The following is a 15,765-nucleotide window of genomic DNA, read 5'->3' as shown; positions in this document are numbered from 1 at the left end:
CAATGGTGAAATTATTGCAGACCCAAGCGCTCACCGGCGTAAGAGCCATCCTGCACGCGCTTCCACCATGACTCATTAGACAGATACCATTGAACCGTTTTGCGAATGCCGCTTTCAAAGGTTTCTTGAGGTCGCCAGCCGAGCTCACGCTCAATTTTGGCGGCATCAATGGCGTAACGCATATCGTGCCCAGGGCGATCGGTCACATAGGTAATTAAATCAGCATAGTGCTCAACGCCTTCTGGTTTGCTAGGAACAAGTTCCTCCAGAAGAGCACAAACGGTTTTCACGACGTCGATATTTTTACGTTCGTTGTGACCACCGATGTTATAGGTTTCGCCAATCGCACCTTCAGTAACCACTAAATACAGCGCACGCGCGTGATCTTCAACATACAGCCAATCACGGATCTGGGCTCCATTGCCATAAACCGGCAGCGGCTTGCCCGCTAATGCGTTGAGAATAATCAACGGAATTAGCTTCTCAGGGAAATGATATGGGCCATAGTTGTTCGAACAGTTGGTCACGATGGTCGGGAAACCATAGGTCCGTAACCAAGCGCGGACTAGGTGATCGCTGGATGCTTTCGACGCCGAATATGGGCTGCTAGGTGCATATGGCGTAGTTTCTGTGAAGAAATCGTCGGTGCCATGCAGATCGCCATACACTTCGTCGGTAGAAATATGATGGAAACGGAATGCTTCTTTGCGCGATGCATCAAGCCCGTTCCAGTACTGGCGAGCGGCCTCTAACATCGTATAAGTGCCAACGATGTTGGTTTCGATAAAATCAGCAGGGCCGTCAATAGAACGATCGACGTGGCTTTCAGCGGCCAGATGCATGACATAGTCGGGCTGATACTGGGCAAAAACGCGATCCAACTCATTGCGGTTACAAATATCAACCTGTTCAAACGAATAGCGCTCGTTATCGGCTACAGGCGTGAGGGATTCTAAATTGCCAGCATAGGTCAGCTTATCAACCACAACCACGCTGTTATTCGTATCTGCAATGATATGTCGTACAACGGCCGAACCAATGAATCCAGCGCCGCCGGTTACAAGAATGCGTTTCACTTCCATACACCTTTAGTATCAACGATGTAAGTCTGAACAACTTGCTCAGCAGGGATTGCTTTAAACTGTTTATGATCAACCAGCATTACGATCACATCCGCATCACGTAACGCATCATCAATGGTAGCCAGCTCGGCATGACCAATCAGTTTTTTCGGCAACTGCTCAATATTTGGTTCAACGACCATCGTTTTACCCACGTGCCACTCGGAAATCATATGGGCAATTTCCATCGCCGGGCTTTCGCGTAAATCGTCAATATCAGGCTTAAAGGCCAATCCAAAGCAGGCAATTTTAACTTCAGCGGCGCGTTTGCCAGATTGAGCTAAGCAATCAGCAACGGTGGCCTTAACGCGGTCAACCACCCATAGCGGTTTACCGTCGTTCACCAAACGTGCGGTATGGATTAAGCGCGCCTGCTGAGGGTTCTGAGAAACAATGAACCAAGGATCAACCGCAATGCAGTGTCCGCCAACACCTGGGCCAGGCTGCAAAATATTGACGCGTGGATGGCGGTTGGCAAGGGCAATTAAATCCCAAACGTTGATACCCTGAGTATCACAAATTAACGACAGTTCATTAGCGAAGGCAATATTCACATCGCGGAAGCTGTTTTCCGTTAATTTGCACATTTCAGCGGTGCGCGAGTTCGTTACTACGCATTCACCTTCGAGGAATATCTTATAAAGCTCGCTGGCTCGTGCGGAACATTTTGGCGTCATTCCACCAATAACACGGTCATTCTGGATCAGCTCAACCATCACCTTACCCGGCAATACACGCTCAGGGCAGTAGGCAATATTCACATCTGCCGCTTCCCCAACTTGATGCGGGAAGGTTAAATCAGGGCGAGACTCAGCCAACCAAGCAACCATTTGCTCCGTGGCACCGACAGGTGAAGTAGACTCGAGAATAACCAAGTCGCCTTTTTTCAGCACTGGCGCAATAGATTTTGCCGCAGACTCAACGAAAACCATATCGGGTTCATGATCGCCTTTAAATGGCGTAGGAACCGCGATCAAAAAAGCGTCTGCCGCTTCCGGTTTGGTTACAGCACGTAGGAAGCCACCTTCAACGGCCTGCTTAACGACTTTGTCTAGATCTGGCTCCACAATGTGGATAGCGCCGCGATTAATGGTATCAACGGCGTGCTGGTTCACATCTACGCCAATCACTTTCTTCTGGCGTGAGGAAAATGCAGCGGCTGTTGGTAAACCAATGTATCCCAAGCCAATAACAGAGATAGTTTCAAAACTCATAACGTCACCTGATGATTTTTTAGGGCTTCAAGGATGCGCTGACAGGCATGTCCATCGCCATACGGGTTATGTGCACGGCTCATCGCATGATATTCCTCTTCATCCGTGAGAAGCCGGCTGACTTGTTCTAATATATCCTGAGTATCCGTCCCTACGAGGCGCACCGTTCCTGCATCTACCGCTTCTGGGCGTTCGGTCGTATCTCGCATCACCAACACGGGTTTACCCAGCGATGGAGCCTCTTCCTGAATACCACCAGAGTCTGTCAGGATCATATAGGCATGGTTCATGAGATAGACGAAAGGCAGGTAATCTTGTGGATCGATAAGAATCACGTTATCGATCCCACGTAGAATCCGATTAACAGGCTCGCTCACATTCGGATTTAAGTGCACGGGGTAAACGACTTGCACCTCAGGATGGGTGCGAGCAATCTCAGCCAAAGCGCTGCAAATACGTTCAAAACCGCCGCCAAAGCTTTCACGACGATGCCCAGTAACGAGAATCATCTTCTTGTTTTTATCTAAGAATGGATAACGTTGGTCGAGACTTTCTCTCAGTTCATCATCGCTAAACACACGGTCGCGCACCCAAATCAATGCATCAATAACGGTATTACCCGTTACGAAGATATTTTTATCGGAGATCGCTTCTCTAATCAGGTTCTGTTTGGACGTTTCCGTTGGCGCAAAGTGGAACATGGCCATATGGCCTGTCAACGTACGATTCGCCTCTTCTGGCCACGGCGAATACAAATTGCCGGTGCGTAAACCAGCTTCAACGTGACCAACAGGAATACGCTGGTAAAAAGCGGCTAGGCTCGCGGCCATCGTGGTGGTGGTATCGCCGTGAACCAATACGATGTCAGGTTTAAACTCTTCTAATACCGGCTTCAAACCTTCAAGAATACGACAGGTTATTTCGCTTAACCCCTGACCCGGTTTCATAATATTAAGGTCATAGTCAGGTACGATACTAAATAGATGCAATACTTGATCTAACATCTCGCGATGCTGAGCGGTTACGCAAACTCTCGCTTCAAAGGCACTATCCTTGGCCAAAGCGTGAACCAGCGGTGCCATTTTAATGGCTTCAGGACGGGTTCCAAATACAGTCAATACTTTCACTGTAGATCTCTTTTTATCAGTAAATTACGACCATTAGCCGTAGTTTGGGCACCTTTCGGTGCCCAATAGGATGAATTCAGATAACTTGCGGACGGGTTCGCCTTACCAAGGCAAAACCAGCGCCAACCAACGCGCCAATCGCTCCCCACATCACCAACATAAATCCGCGGCGAGGACTATCGCGTTTTACCGGTTCTTCTGGAGTTCGTAGGTAGCGATAGGTTTGGAATTTGCCGTCTAATGTAGGCCCAACATTCAGAGTATTTAGCATGGCACGATTTTGATCATAATCGAGATCGTAGCTTGGCCCTGATGCCTGCAATGCCTCTAACCGAGCCTGCAACATTGGGCGCCCCAGCATGAATAAGTCGGCCGCAGGAAGCTGCTCAGCAGGAGTATCAGTGCGTGAACTGCTGATCCCTTGCTGTTGGGCAATTTTCAAACCTTGCTCAAGCCCTTTCACTTCGCGTTGGTAAATAGCCGAAGCCACTTCTTCCTGACGTTTAACCTGAGCTTTGAGCGAAATGGTTCGAGCGGCCCACGCGCCTTGAATCTCTTCATTCAAGTGGCCCGCCGCTTGCTGGCTAGCAAAAGCAACATACTGACGCAGTAACTGATTCGCATCAGCCGCCGTTTCAGCAATCAACTTAACGCTGTCATTAGTTTTCTTCGCGTCATCACGCGGCAGGAAAATGATGTTATTGACCAGCTCATCCAATAACGCGGCATCGGCTTTGGCATCACCCTCTTTACGCTCTTGGTAATACTTGGTCTGTAGCCAGAAATCACGGCGAGTATCGTATGCGGCAAGTTGCATAATGAATTCATTATAGGCTTCATCTGCAATAGTTGGCTCTTGTGTTGCGTTAGCACCACTTCGCTGATCAAGGTTACGCAAAAACTGCTGCTGTGAATAATAGCCACCCAGCATGTTAACCGTTGGCCTATCGGTAATCGCAGTTGCGCTCCACTCTTGCTTCATCAGGAACGAAACCAGTATTGCTACGATAGCAAAGGCCGCAGCCATACCAATAATCCACGTTTTGCCCTGCCAAAGGGTGCGGCATAACCCGCGAATATCTAACTCGTTTTCAACGAGCATTTCGTTCTGATTCGACATTGTCTCAATACCCATCACTACATCAGGTTAAGCTTTTTTGCGCTGTGCTGCGTTACGGAGTCGTCGCTTCATACGCTTTATATAACGAGCAACACGCCACGCGCGTTTAATACAGTACCCGTACATGAAAAATGCAAGCAAGAATAATGCCAACATTCCCCATTCAGGCATAAACGGCAGCTTTTCTCCCAAAACACCAATACCAGCTAAAAGTGCAGCGGCAACGGTAATGAGAACGAAAGCCTGACGAGACGTAAAACCGGCACGCATAATTAAATGATGAATATGCTGGCGGTCTGGAGAGAAGGGGCTCATACCTTTGCGTAATCGGCGGTACATGATCGCAATCATATCCATCAGCGGGATCGCAATCATCCACAAAGCAGTCACTGGGTTCATCGGATGGGATTTACCTTGTGTACTTTGCAGCAAGATCCAAATCACTGTAAAGCCAATCAAGGTGCTACCAGCATCACCCATAAATACTTTATACCGACGGCCTAAGAGACCGAGGTTTAACACGATATAAGGTAAAATCGCCGCAATAATGGCAAAGCACCACAGAGCCAGATCGCCTTGATGATCTTGGAAAAGCAAAATCCCCATCGCGCCAAAGGTCACGCAGGATAAGCCCCCCAGCAAACCATCAATCCCATCAACCATGTTGAATGCGTTGATCGCAGCCCACACGGCAAACAGCGTCACGACATAGCCAAATGGCCCAAGGTTTAATTCCCAAGGCCCTAGCACATGGCCAAGCGTCATGAGATACAACCCGCCATACACCATCATCGCCACAGCAATCAGCGCTTGAACCGTGGCTCGGAATTTCACGCTAATATCGAAGCGATCATCCAAAGCCCCGACAAACACTAAGATACCGGCACAAATTAGATAGAGTTTAGCGTGAGGTATGTAAGGCTGGAAAAAGAGGAAAGTAAAACAGATGCCCGCATAAACAGAAATACCACCGACCAAAGGAATTAACCCCTGATGGCGTTTGCGATAGTTAGGCTTATCAACTAATCCTACTTTTTTTGCGACTTTTCGAGCAAAAAACAAGAACGCAAATGAGAATAGGAAAATAAGGAAAAGGCTCATACTCATATCGAGTAAATTCACGGTTAACTGCTCTCTGTGTTTATTGCTAACAAAAGAATTAGTTTGCTAAACAATGCCATAAAATTTGGTATCGATGGATAGTACACCGTCACACATACAATTCCCATGTGATAACACATGAACTGCAAAGTTGACGTGATGCATCAAGCATTAAGCAGAACAGACGCCATCATCGCGGCGCTTAGTGTACTAACACCTATTTTAGTGAACAAGCGTATCCGTTAAATGAGAAAAACGCCATGTTATCTCTAACATGGCGTTTCCCCGAGTTATCTGAAAATTAAGAACGCTTCATCATATCGAAGAAATCGTCGTTCGTTTTCGTCATCGCAAGTTTATTAATGAGGAACTCCATCGCATCGATTTCGCCCATTGGGTGAATAATCTTACGTAGGATCCACATTTTCTGCAGCTCTTCTGATGTAGTCAAAAGCTCTTCTTTACGTGTACCAGAGCGGTTGTAGTCGATCGCTGGGAAGACACGTTTTTCTGCAATTTTGCGAGAAAGATGCAGTTCCATGTTGCCGGTACCTTTAAATTCTTCATAGATAACTTCATCCATTTTAGAACCGGTATCGACCAGCGCGGTGGCGATAATGGTCAGGCTACCGCCCTCTTCCACGTTACGCGCAGCACCGAAGAAGCGTTTTGGACGGTGCAAGGCATTTGCATCCACACCACCGGTCAGTACTTTACCTGACGCAGGAACCACGGTGTTATAAGCACGAGCCAGACGAGTAATGGAGTCAAGCAGGATGATAACGTCTTTCTTATGCTCAACCAGACGCTTCGCCTTCTCGATAACCATTTCAGCAACCTGAACGTGGCGGGAAGCTGGTTCGTCAAAGGTAGAAGCAATAACTTCACCTTTAACCAAACGCTGCATTTCGGTTACTTCTTCAGGACGCTCATCAATCAGCAGAACCATCAACGTACAATCTGGATGATTGTAGGCAATGCTTTGTGCGATGTTTTGCAGCAGCATGGTTTTACCCGCTTTCGGCGGAGCCACGATAAGGCCACGCTGACCACGCCCAATAGGCGATGCCAGATCCAGCACGCGTGCAGTCAAATCTTCGGTAGAACCGTTGCCGCGTTCCATACGAAGACGAGAGTTTGCATGTAGAGGTGTAAGGTTTTCGAACAGGATTTTACTGCGGGCATTTTCAGGTTTGTCGTAGTTAACTTCGTTAACTTTCAACAGGGCAAAATAGCGTTCACCTTCTTTCGGTGGGCGGATTTTACCAGAAATAGTATCGCCAGTGCGAAGGTTGAAGCGACGGATTTGACTTGGAGAAACGTAGATATCATCAGGGCCAGCAAGGTAGGAACTATCACCAGAACGGAGGAAACCAAATCCGTCCTGCAATATTTCTAGCACCCCGTCACCGAAGATGTCTTCGCCGCTTTTTGCATGTTGTTTCAGGATTGCAAAAATGATGTCCTGTTTACGCATACGGGCCAGATTCTCTAGGCCCATGTTTTCGCCAAGAGTAATTAGCTCTGAAACCGGCGTGTTCTTTAATTCGGTAAGATTCATAATGGTGGGTTCTTTAAACTCGGGGTATATCTCGAACGTATTGTGAATGGTATGACAGGGGTCATCCATGCCTGTTTGTGGACTTTCATAACACCCGATGTGGATTACAGCGCGGATAAATCGCACACATGAGAAAAGATTGCAGATCCAATTCGCGTGTACTCATTGATGATATGAAGGTGCCGTACGGTTTAAAACCTATGTTTTAGCTTGCTGCTCCCCAGCTGTGATGGCCGCAATACTTTGAAAAGGCCGCACTATGGGGTTAAAACACAGAGGTCTCAAAACAGAATAAAACTTAGATTCTAACTTTATGATTCAAACTACAGGTATGTACTGTATTGCAGTGTGATTAAACTTAACACGCTTATTCGCGGACGTCTAGCGGTCAGTCGCAAGAAAACGACTAACCGCTAAACAACATCATAAAGAACGCATTATGATGATTACAGATTCGCGTCCAAGAACTCTTTCAATTGAGTCTTAGACAAAGCGCCGACCTTAGTCGCAGCCACTGCACCGTTTTTAAACAGTAACAGGGTTGGAATACCGCGGATGCCAAACTTCGGCGCCGTAGCCGGGTTTTCATCGATATTCAGCTTAGCAATGGTCAACTTACCTTCGTATTCAGTCGCGATTTCATCCAAAATCGGAGCAATCATCTTGCATGGACCGCACCATTCTGCCCAGAAATCAACCAGAATCGGGCCTTCAGCTTTCAATACATCGGTATCAAAGCTATTGTCACTCAGGTGAACAATTTTATCGCTCATGTTCTACTCCACAGGATTAAGTCTGCCTTTATTGGTATAATCTTAACCTACTAGACCGATCACCTTCCAATAAAGGGTTGACTTTATTTCAACGGATACGCGTTCGTAAAGCAATACTTTCGTGAACGTCTTTCGTGAACATAGCGTTAACTGTTATTCTACGACACTATGAGCAAAACACACTTAACTGAACAGAAGTTCGCCGACTTCGCCCTGCACCCTACGGTGGTCAAAGCCCTTGAATCTAAAGGCTTTCATAACTGCACGCCTATTCAGGCACTCGCATTACCCCTGACAGTGAACGGGCGTGATGTTGCAGGTCAGGCGCAAACAGGCACCGGTAAGACGCTGGCTTTTTTAGCGTCAACTTTCCATTATTTACTTACTCACCCTGCCGCAGAGAACCGTAAAACCAATCAGCCAAGAGCGCTGATTATGGCTCCGACACGTGAGTTAGCCGTTCAAATCCACTCCGATGCTGAAGCTTTAGCGCATGAAACTGGCCTTAAATTAGGCTTAGCTTACGGCGGTGACGGCTATGACAAACAGCTTAAAGTGCTCGAAAGCGGCGTTGATATCCTGATCGGCACCACCGGTCGTCTTATCGATTATGCGAAACAGGGCCATATCGACCTAGCCTGTATTCAGGTTGTGGTTCTTGATGAAGCTGACCGCATGTTCGATCTGGGCTTTATCAAAGATATCCGCTGGCTATTCCGTCGCATGCCTGCGACCAATCAGCGCCTCAATATGATGTTCTCTGCCACGCTGTCATACCGCGTGCGTGAGCTGGCTTTCGAGCACATGAACAACGCCGAATATATTGAAGTCGAGCCAGAACAAAAAACGGGTCACCGTATTAAAGAAGAGCTGTTTTATCCTTCTAATGAAGAAAAAATGCGTTTGCTGCAAACGCTAATAGAAGAAGAGTGGCCAGATCGCTGCATTATTTTCGCTAATACCAAACACCGCTGTGAAGACATCTGGGGCCACTTAGCCGCAGACGGACATCGCGTTGGTTTGCTGACCGGTGATGTAGCGCAGAAAAAACGCCTGCGTATTCTTGATGATTTCACCAAAGGCAATCTGGATATTCTGGTTGCGACCGACGTTGCGGCACGTGGGTTACATATTCCACTGGTTACACACGTCTTTAACTACGATTTACCTGATGACTGCGAAGACTACGTTCACCGCATTGGCCGTACAGGCCGCGCTGGCGAAAGCGGTTATTCCATCACGCTAGCGTGTGAAGAATATGTATTAAATTTACCGGCAATTGAAACCTACATTGAGCATTCAATTCCAGTAAGTAAGTACAACAGCGATGCATTGCTAACTGATTTACCTGCGCCGAAGCGATTAACTCGCCCTCGGAGTAACAACGGCCAACGCCGTAGCTCAGGCCCGCGCCGTAACAACGGTTCGATGCGTCAAAGCCGTAAACGTACGAGTTAATTATTTATGCGTAGCTCCGCCTCATTGTATGCCGCTATTGATCTTGGTTCTAACAGCTTTCATATGCTGGTTGTGCGTGAGGTGGCGGGAAGTATTCAGGTACTCGCCCGAATTAAGCGCAAAGTACGTTTAGCAGCGGGTTTAGACAGCGATAATATGCTCTCTGACGAAGCGATGCAGCGTGGTTGGCAATGCCTACGTTTGTTCTCTGAACGTTTGCAGGATATTCCGCGTGAACAAATCAGGGTGGTCGCCACGGCGACGTTGCGTATTGCAAAAAATGCGCAGCAGTTCATCACCCAAGCAGAAGAAATCCTTGGTCGCCCAGTACAGGTGATCAGCGGGGAAGAAGAAGCTCGCCTGATTTACCAAGGCGTGGCGCATACCACCGGAGGGTCTGCACAACGCTTAGTTGTCGATATCGGCGGTGGCAGTACCGAGTTAGCTGCAGGCAAAGGCGCAACGGCGGATGTTCTTCACAGTTTACCCATGGGCTGTGTGACATGGCTTGAGCGCTTTTTCAGCGATCGTAATCTATCGCAGGAAAATTTTGACCGCGCGGGCTCTGCTGCGCGTGAAATGATTTTACCGATAGCCGATAGCCTAAAACAGCACGGCTGGCAGATTTGCGTCGGGGCGTCAGGTACCGTTCAAGCACTGCAAGAAATCATGGTAGCGCAGGGGATGGATGAACGTATCACGCTCAATAAGCTGATACAAATGCGTCAACGCGCAATCCAATGTGGCAAACTCGAAGAACTTGAAATTGATGGGCTTACGCTAGAGCGTGCGCTGGTATTCCCGAGTGGCTTATCTATTCTGATTGCGATTTTTGAAACGTTAGATATCGAAAGTATGACGTTATCCGGCGGCGCACTCCGAGAGGGATTAGTCTATGGCATGCTGGATTTACCGGTAGAGCAAGATATTCGAGCTCGCACTATCCGTAATATTCAACGGCGTTACCAGCTTGATATTGAACAGGCAGAACGCGTTAGCCTATTAGCAGAAAGTTTTGTCCTGCAATTATCTAAAACGTGGCCTATTGATAGCCGCAGTGCAGAACTACTACACTGGGCATGTCTGCTGCATGAAGTTGGCTTAAGCGTTGATTTTAAACAGTCAACGCAGCACGCCGCTTATCTCATCCGCAACCTCGACTTACCGGGTTTCACTCCTGCGCAAAAGAAGCTTCTGGCTGCCCTGCTACAAAACCAAACCGGCACGCTAGATATGCAGGTACTCAACCAGCAAAATGCTGTTCCACAGGATATTGCACACCGTCTATGTCGTATTCTACGCTTGGCGATCATCTTTGCCAGCCGTCGCCGCGACGACACAATGCCACTTTTGAACCTTAAGGCCGAAAGCGACACATTGCACCTCGTCCTCCCCGCAGGTTGGCTACATGCCCATCCTCTGAGAGCCGAAAACCTGCATCAGGAAAGTTTGTGGCAAAGCTATGTGCATTGGACTCTGCTCGTGGAAGAGATTGAGTAAAATTATACGCACAAATACTGAGGCTCTTTAAGCTATCAAGCTTTGAGAGCCTCTATTTCAGACGAGATATCAACCCGTTCACACACAAGCCTATTCAATCTCAACAAGCTTATTCTTAATGAGAGTCAGCATTGAGGTTAGTTGCTCAATATTTTCGTTGGAAACATCACTAAAAATTCTATTCCAGCATTCATTAATTTTTGTATTAATGATGTTGTTTATGTTTTCACCCTTCGGCGTAATATCAAGATAAACTTGTCGCATATCAGACGCTGATTTTTGGCTCACCAACAATCCCTGTAGCTCTAATCGCCCAATCGAACGAGTTAAATTTTGGTGCATTGTTCCTAACAACTTTGCCAGCTCATTTTTTGAAATACTGCCACTCTTTGCTAGCTGATCAAGAATAATGCGATCCACAAAAGTCACTCCGAGCTCATTTAACGTTGGCTCAAGCAGCTGTTGCCATTGCGTATGGTTCTCACGCAGTAGGTCGGTCAATATGCCATAGTCTTTCCTCACATTATCTCCTATGCTCTCAGAAAGTAGAAAACAAAGCCGGTCATCATCAGCTTGGCACCAATACAGGCAAGAACCAAGTATGAAACTTTCTTAATTATATTCATAGTTGTTTCCCCAAGCCATTGGCAGATAGGCTCAGCGAAATGAAACATAACACCTAAAATGAATGCAATTGTTAGCGATGCGAAACTTACCGCCGCTCTATTTCCTGTTTCTGTTGTCATGCTGATAACAATAGAAATAGCCGCAGGCCCGGCAATAATCGGAAAGCAGAGTGGAACAATCGCTATATTTTTTAATGTATTATCAGAATCAGCACGACTATTTAGCCCATTCAAAGAGCCTATAAGGAGAGATAGACCACCCGCTAACTGTAGTGCGGCCATGTTAATGCCAAAAATACTAAAAATATGGATTCCAAACCAAACGAATACTAATAAGGTAATCGCGACAGCCAATGTTGTTTTTTTACCAATAGCTAAAATTTCACTGTTCGTCATGTGCCCAGTGTAAGAAATAAAAAGAGCAAACATGGTTAATGGATTAATTATAACAAGTAGCGAAGATAAACTATGAAAATAAGGAGAAAGCATTATACTTACCTTTTCATAAAATATGATAGTATGTTATATGTACATTGAAATAAAATAAATCCAACGTCAGCACATAACATACTGAGCATTATTTATGAATTGTGGTTATTTAAAATAAAAAGTAAAATATCTTATGCTAAATTTAATTAATTAAATTTTTAACAATGTCACCATTTTTAATCACCATTAGAACCTGATCTCTCTTGTCAGAGAAAACAGAAATATCTTCTAGTGGGTTATTTTCTAGAACAATAAGGTCTGCAAAAGCATGTGTATCTACAATGCCTAGTTTTCCTTTCATGTTAAGGATCTCCGCATTGACATAGGTTGCAGAATGCAGCGTATCAAATGCGCTTTCAACTTGGCTACGCAGTTTAAACTCATCATATTGAAAGTTTTGATAATCCCCTAATAAATCTGTCCCCAACCCAATTTTAACATTATATTTTCTTGCTAAATTAATAGAGTTAATTGCCTGGCTTTGCACTTCTTCTAATTTTTCAATAACAGAAGCAGGTATTCCTGAATCACTATCGTCTTTATTCATCATAAAGGCATTGTAAATAGACAGGGTAGGTACAAGATATGCTTTATTGTTAAACATCGCCTGCGCGGATTCAGCATCTAACAAATTGCCATGTTCAATCGTTTTCACACCAAGATTAACACAACGGATAATGGCCTGCGGCGTGTAGGCGTGAGCCATAACGTAGCTATGGAAGCGCGTCGCTTCGTCAACAATAGCGATAATTTCATCATCAGAGTATTGCAAGTTATCTATCTTATCCGTGGGTGATGAAATCCCACCACCGGCCATCATTTTAATCTGTGACGCACCAATCCTGAATTGTTCTCGAGCAGCTTGGCGTACGGCAGGAACACCATCACATATCACCGAAATAGAAGAACCAGTGCAAAGGCTGCATGCGCAAGTCACCATCTCGCTTGAATTATGTCGATAGTCGCCGTGCCCTCCTGTCTGTGACAGGGCTCTACCGCTAATAAATAAGCGGGGAGATAATACTACGCCCTCTTCTACGGCTGTTTTAATACCAACATCAGCACCGCCAGCATCGCGCACTGAAGTGAATCCGCGATTGATCATGTCCTTAAGAAAATGAAAACTACGCGCATACATATAACCTGGGTATTCATAATCCTGATTTAGGTCAATTCGGCTAGCGGTAATATGAACGTGAGCATCAATAAGCCCAGGCATGACGTACTTTCCCTGTAGGTCAATAACCTGTGTATTTTTATCTATCACTTCTACGTCTTTGGTTATGCTCTGTATAAATCCTCCATCAATAATGATATCTCCTGATTTTATTTCATTGTTTTTTCCGTCAAAAATATTGGCATTCTTCAATAGAATTTTCATATTTATCTCGTAGGATTTTATTCATAAAATGATTAAGTTTATTTTCATGTTTTTTACCACGTAAAAAATCCTACTCTCACGACAAATAGAAAGCAATGCTTTGTATTTTATTTTTTCTTTTTTATTATAAACACGAGGCCCTCATCAAGAGGGAAGAGATGATACACAGAAGGTTTTATGCATGGAGATTATAGACCGCACACTAGGTCGCGCGGCCTACTAATGGTTTGCAGCGACGCTCAGCCGCCGTTTTTAGCCTTCTCCATCATCGCCCGGATATTCGCGATGCTGGCCTGCCCTTTTTGCATTCTTTCTTGTGGACTAACAACTTTGCGCTCGCTCTCCCACTTCAGATCGTCTTGCGGCAGTTCAAGCAAGAAGCGGCTCGGTTCTGGACGCACTAATTCGCCATATTGGCGACGTTCGCGGCACAGCGTGAACACCAGCTCCTTTTGCGCACGCGTAATGCCCACATAGGCTAAGCGGCGCTCCTCATCGACGTTGTCCTCATCGATGCTGCTCTGGTGTGGCAATAATCCTTCTTCCATCCCCACTAGATAAACGTATGGAAACTCAAGCCCTTTAGAGGCATGCAGCGTCATTAGCTGTACCTGATCGGCCTCATCTTCGCTTTCGCCACGCTCCATCATATCGCGCAGAGTAAAGCGAGTGACAACCTGAGTCAGCGTCATGGGTTCATCAATATCGCTACCATCCAGCATTTCTGTCATCCAGCTAAACAGCTGATTAACGTTTTTCATCCGCATTTCAGCGGCTTTCGGGCTGGGTGATGTCTCAAACAACCAGCTTTCATAGTCAACGCCGTGAATAAGATCGCGCACCGCCGCGATAGGCTCACGTTCAGACAGTGTGGAGATTTCCTGCATCCAGTGGGTAAAGCGCTGTAGCGACTCTAAGCCTCGCCCGGTCAACGTTTGGCTTAGGCCAAAATCAAAGCTGGCGCGGAACAAACTGATACCACGATGGTTAGCCCATTCACCGAGCTTTTGCAGCGTTGCAGGGCCAATCTCACGCCGTGGGGTATTCACAATGCGCAAAAATGCGCTGTCGTCGTCTGGATTGGTCAACACGCGGAGATAAGCCAGCAAATCTTTAATTTCTGGACGCGAGAAGAACGACGTGCCGCCAGAGATACGATATGGAATACGGTTTTGCATCAGCATCTTTTCAAACACACGTGACTGATGGTTACCGCGATACAAGATCGCATAGTCGCTGTAGGAGGTTTTATTAATAAAGTGATGAGCGATTAACTCACCCACCACGCGTTCAGCCTCGTGATCTTCATTATTTGCCGTAATAATTTTCAGCTCTTCGCCGTAGCCTAGCTCAGAAAAAAGCCGCTTTTCAAAAACATGCGGATTATTGGCGATCAAAATATTGGCAGACTTCAAAATACGCTGAGATGAACGATAGTTCTGCTCCAGCTTTATCACCTGCAAAGCCGGAAAGTCTTCTTTAAGCAGCACCAAGTTTTGTGGTCGAGCACCACGCCACGAGTAAATCGACTGATCGTCATCACCCACCACGGTAAAACGCGCACGGTTTCCCACTAGCAGTTTGACCAGCTCATACTGGCTGGTGTTGGTATCTTGATACTCATCCACCAGCAGATAACGAATGCGTTGCTGCCAGCGCTCGCGCACCTCTTCGTTGCTGCGCAGCAGCAGCGTTGGCAACAGGATTAGGTCATCAAAATCCAGCACGTTACAGGCTTTTAGCTGCGCGTCATACAGCTGATAGCAGTGCACAAACAGCTTATCACGCTCAGAAAATGCATGAGCCGCTGCCTGTTTGGGATCGATCAGATCGTTTTTCCAATTTGAGATCGTCGAAATCAGCTGCTTGAGCAGATCTTTATCTTTCTCGATCCATTGTTCAGTCAAATCCGTCAGCAAAGCCAGCTGATCCTGATCGTCGAACAATGAAAAATTAGCCTTCATTCCCAAGGCTTTGTATTCACGTTTGATAATCTCCAATCCCAATGTATGGAAAGTAGAAATCATCAGACCGCGCGCTTCTTTACGCCCGAGCGTTTGCGCCACGCGCTCTTTCATTTCGCGAGCGGCTTTATTGGTAAACGTCACGGCGGCAATATGGCGTGCTTGATAGCCACATTCTCGGATCAGATGCGCAATTTTGTTGGTAATAACACGGGTCTTACCCGAACCGGCACCAGCCAGAACTAAACAAGGACCTGTAACAAATTCGACAGCCTGCTGCTGACCGGGATTTAAACGCATGGATGACTTAACCTGAATATGATGGCGACA

Annotated in this window: 13 protein-coding genes; 2 read left to right on the top strand and 11 right to left on the bottom strand. The window is 46.4% G+C overall.

Features of this window, described 5'->3' with window-relative positions:
- Positions 1–11 precede the first annotated feature (11 nt).
- The 7 genes from rffG to trxA all read right to left on the bottom strand — a co-directional run bounded on the left by rffG (position 12) and on the right by trxA (position 8,017).
- On the bottom strand, positions 12–1,082 hold the full coding sequence (gene rffG / locus U0008_RS00800; protein WP_172625137.1) for a dTDP-glucose 4,6-dehydratase: 1,071 nt from the start codon (positions 1,080–1,082) through the stop codon (positions 12–14).
- Positions 1,073–2,335: a UDP-N-acetyl-D-mannosamine dehydrogenase gene (gene wecC, locus U0008_RS00795; RefSeq protein WP_025802109.1), complete on the bottom strand. Its 1,263-nt coding sequence runs from the start codon at positions 2,333–2,335 to the stop codon at positions 1,073–1,075. The genes rffG and wecC overlap by 10 nt, the downstream gene beginning before the upstream one ends.
- A complete protein-coding gene (wecB, locus tag U0008_RS00790; RefSeq protein WP_025802107.1) occupies positions 2,332–3,462 on the bottom strand; it encodes a non-hydrolyzing UDP-N-acetylglucosamine 2-epimerase in 1,131 nt (376 codons plus the stop codon). The genes wecC and wecB overlap by 4 nt, the downstream gene beginning before the upstream one ends.
- 76 nt (positions 3,463–3,538) lie before the next feature.
- Complete coding sequence (wzzE, locus tag U0008_RS00785) at positions 3,539–4,597, bottom strand: ECA polysaccharide chain length modulation protein (protein WP_043490203.1); 1,059 nt, start codon at positions 4,595–4,597, stop codon at positions 3,539–3,541.
- 12 nt (positions 4,598–4,609) lie between these two features.
- Positions 4,610–5,704 carry a UDP-N-acetylglucosamine--undecaprenyl-phosphate N-acetylglucosaminephosphotransferase gene (gene wecA, locus U0008_RS00780; protein WP_043490200.1) on the bottom strand — a complete coding sequence of 365 codons (1,095 nt, stop codon included), beginning with the start codon at positions 5,702–5,704 and terminating at the stop codon, positions 4,610–4,612.
- 280 nt (positions 5,705–5,984) lie between these two features.
- Entirely contained in the window at positions 5,985–7,244 is a 1,260-nt protein-coding gene (gene rho, locus U0008_RS00775; RefSeq protein WP_008815829.1) for a transcription termination factor Rho, read from the bottom strand.
- 446 nt (positions 7,245–7,690) lie between these two features.
- Positions 7,691–8,017, bottom strand: coding sequence for a thioredoxin TrxA (gene trxA / locus U0008_RS00770; protein WP_004089255.1), 327 nt, complete (start codon positions 8,015–8,017; stop codon positions 7,691–7,693).
- Between the two features lie 168 nt (positions 8,018–8,185).
- Here trxA and rhlB point away from each other — a divergent pair, with 168 nt between their 5' ends.
- Both rhlB and ppx read left to right on the top strand, forming a co-directional pair.
- Positions 8,186–9,475, top strand: coding sequence for an ATP-dependent RNA helicase RhlB (gene rhlB / locus U0008_RS00765; protein WP_025802099.1), 1,290 nt, complete (start codon positions 8,186–8,188; stop codon positions 9,473–9,475).
- Between the two features lie 6 nt (positions 9,476–9,481).
- On the top strand, positions 9,482–10,975 hold the full coding sequence (gene ppx / locus U0008_RS00760) for an exopolyphosphatase (protein ID WP_043490197.1): 1,494 nt from the start codon (positions 9,482–9,484) through the stop codon (positions 10,973–10,975).
- Positions 10,976–11,065: 90 nt separating this feature from the next.
- On the opposite strand, the gene U0008_RS00755 is transcribed toward ppx, so the two are convergent.
- The 4 genes from U0008_RS00755 to rep form a co-directional block, all read right to left on the bottom strand.
- Positions 11,066–11,497, bottom strand: coding sequence for a MarR family winged helix-turn-helix transcriptional regulator (locus tag U0008_RS00755; RefSeq protein WP_025802095.1), 432 nt, complete (start codon positions 11,495–11,497; stop codon positions 11,066–11,068).
- 8 nt (positions 11,498–11,505) lie between these two features.
- Positions 11,506–12,090 carry a MarC family protein gene (locus tag U0008_RS00750; RefSeq protein WP_025802093.1) on the bottom strand — a complete coding sequence of 195 codons (585 nt, stop codon included), beginning with the start codon at positions 12,088–12,090 and terminating at the stop codon, positions 11,506–11,508.
- Positions 12,091–12,232: 142 nt separating this feature from the next.
- Positions 12,233–13,471, bottom strand: coding sequence for a metal-dependent hydrolase family protein (locus U0008_RS00745; protein WP_043490195.1), 1,239 nt, complete (start codon positions 13,469–13,471; stop codon positions 12,233–12,235).
- Positions 13,472–13,710: 239 nt separating this feature from the next.
- Complete coding sequence (rep, locus tag U0008_RS00740) at positions 13,711–15,735, bottom strand: DNA helicase Rep (RefSeq protein ID WP_043490193.1); 2,025 nt, start codon at positions 15,733–15,735, stop codon at positions 13,711–13,713.
- Positions 15,736–15,765 lie beyond the last annotated feature (30 nt).

It is taken from the genome of Hafnia alvei (assembly GCF_034424155.1).
In the GTDB taxonomy this organism is placed as follows: Bacteria; Pseudomonadota; Gammaproteobacteria; order Enterobacterales; family Enterobacteriaceae; genus Hafnia; species Hafnia alvei.
This window is presented reverse-complemented; position numbering and strand designations above follow the sequence as displayed.

Bases quoted from the DNA above. Each gene is read 5' to 3' on its own strand.
- rffG (WP_172625137.1), bottom strand. From the start codon at position 1,082: ATGGAAGTGAAACGCATTCTTGTAACCGGCGGCGCTGGATTCATTGGT.
- wecC (WP_025802109.1), bottom strand. From the start codon at position 2,335: ATGAGTTTTGAAACTATCTCTGTTATTGGCTTGGGATACATTGGTTTA.
- wzzE (WP_043490203.1), bottom strand. From the start codon at position 4,597: ATGGGTATTGAGACAATGTCGAATCAGAACGAAATGCTCGTTGAAAAC.
- rho (WP_008815829.1), bottom strand. From the start codon at position 7,244: ATGAATCTTACCGAATTAAAGAACACGCCGGTTTCAGAGCTAATTACT.
- trxA (WP_004089255.1), bottom strand. From the start codon at position 8,017: ATGAGCGATAAAATTGTTCACCTGAGTGACAATAGCTTTGATACCGAT.
- rhlB (WP_025802099.1), top strand. From the start codon at position 8,186: ATGAGCAAAACACACTTAACTGAACAGAAGTTCGCCGACTTCGCCCTG.
- ppx (WP_043490197.1), top strand. From the start codon at position 9,482: ATGCGTAGCTCCGCCTCATTGTATGCCGCTATTGATCTTGGTTCTAAC.
- U0008_RS00750 (WP_025802093.1), bottom strand. From the start codon at position 12,090: ATGCTTTCTCCTTATTTTCATAGTTTATCTTCGCTACTTGTTATAATT.
- U0008_RS00745 (WP_043490195.1), bottom strand. From the start codon at position 13,471: ATGAAAATTCTATTGAAGAATGCCAATATTTTTGACGGAAAAAACAAT.
- rep (WP_043490193.1), bottom strand. From the start codon at position 15,735: ATGCGTTTAAATCCCGGTCAGCAGCAGGCTGTCGAATTTGTTACAGGT.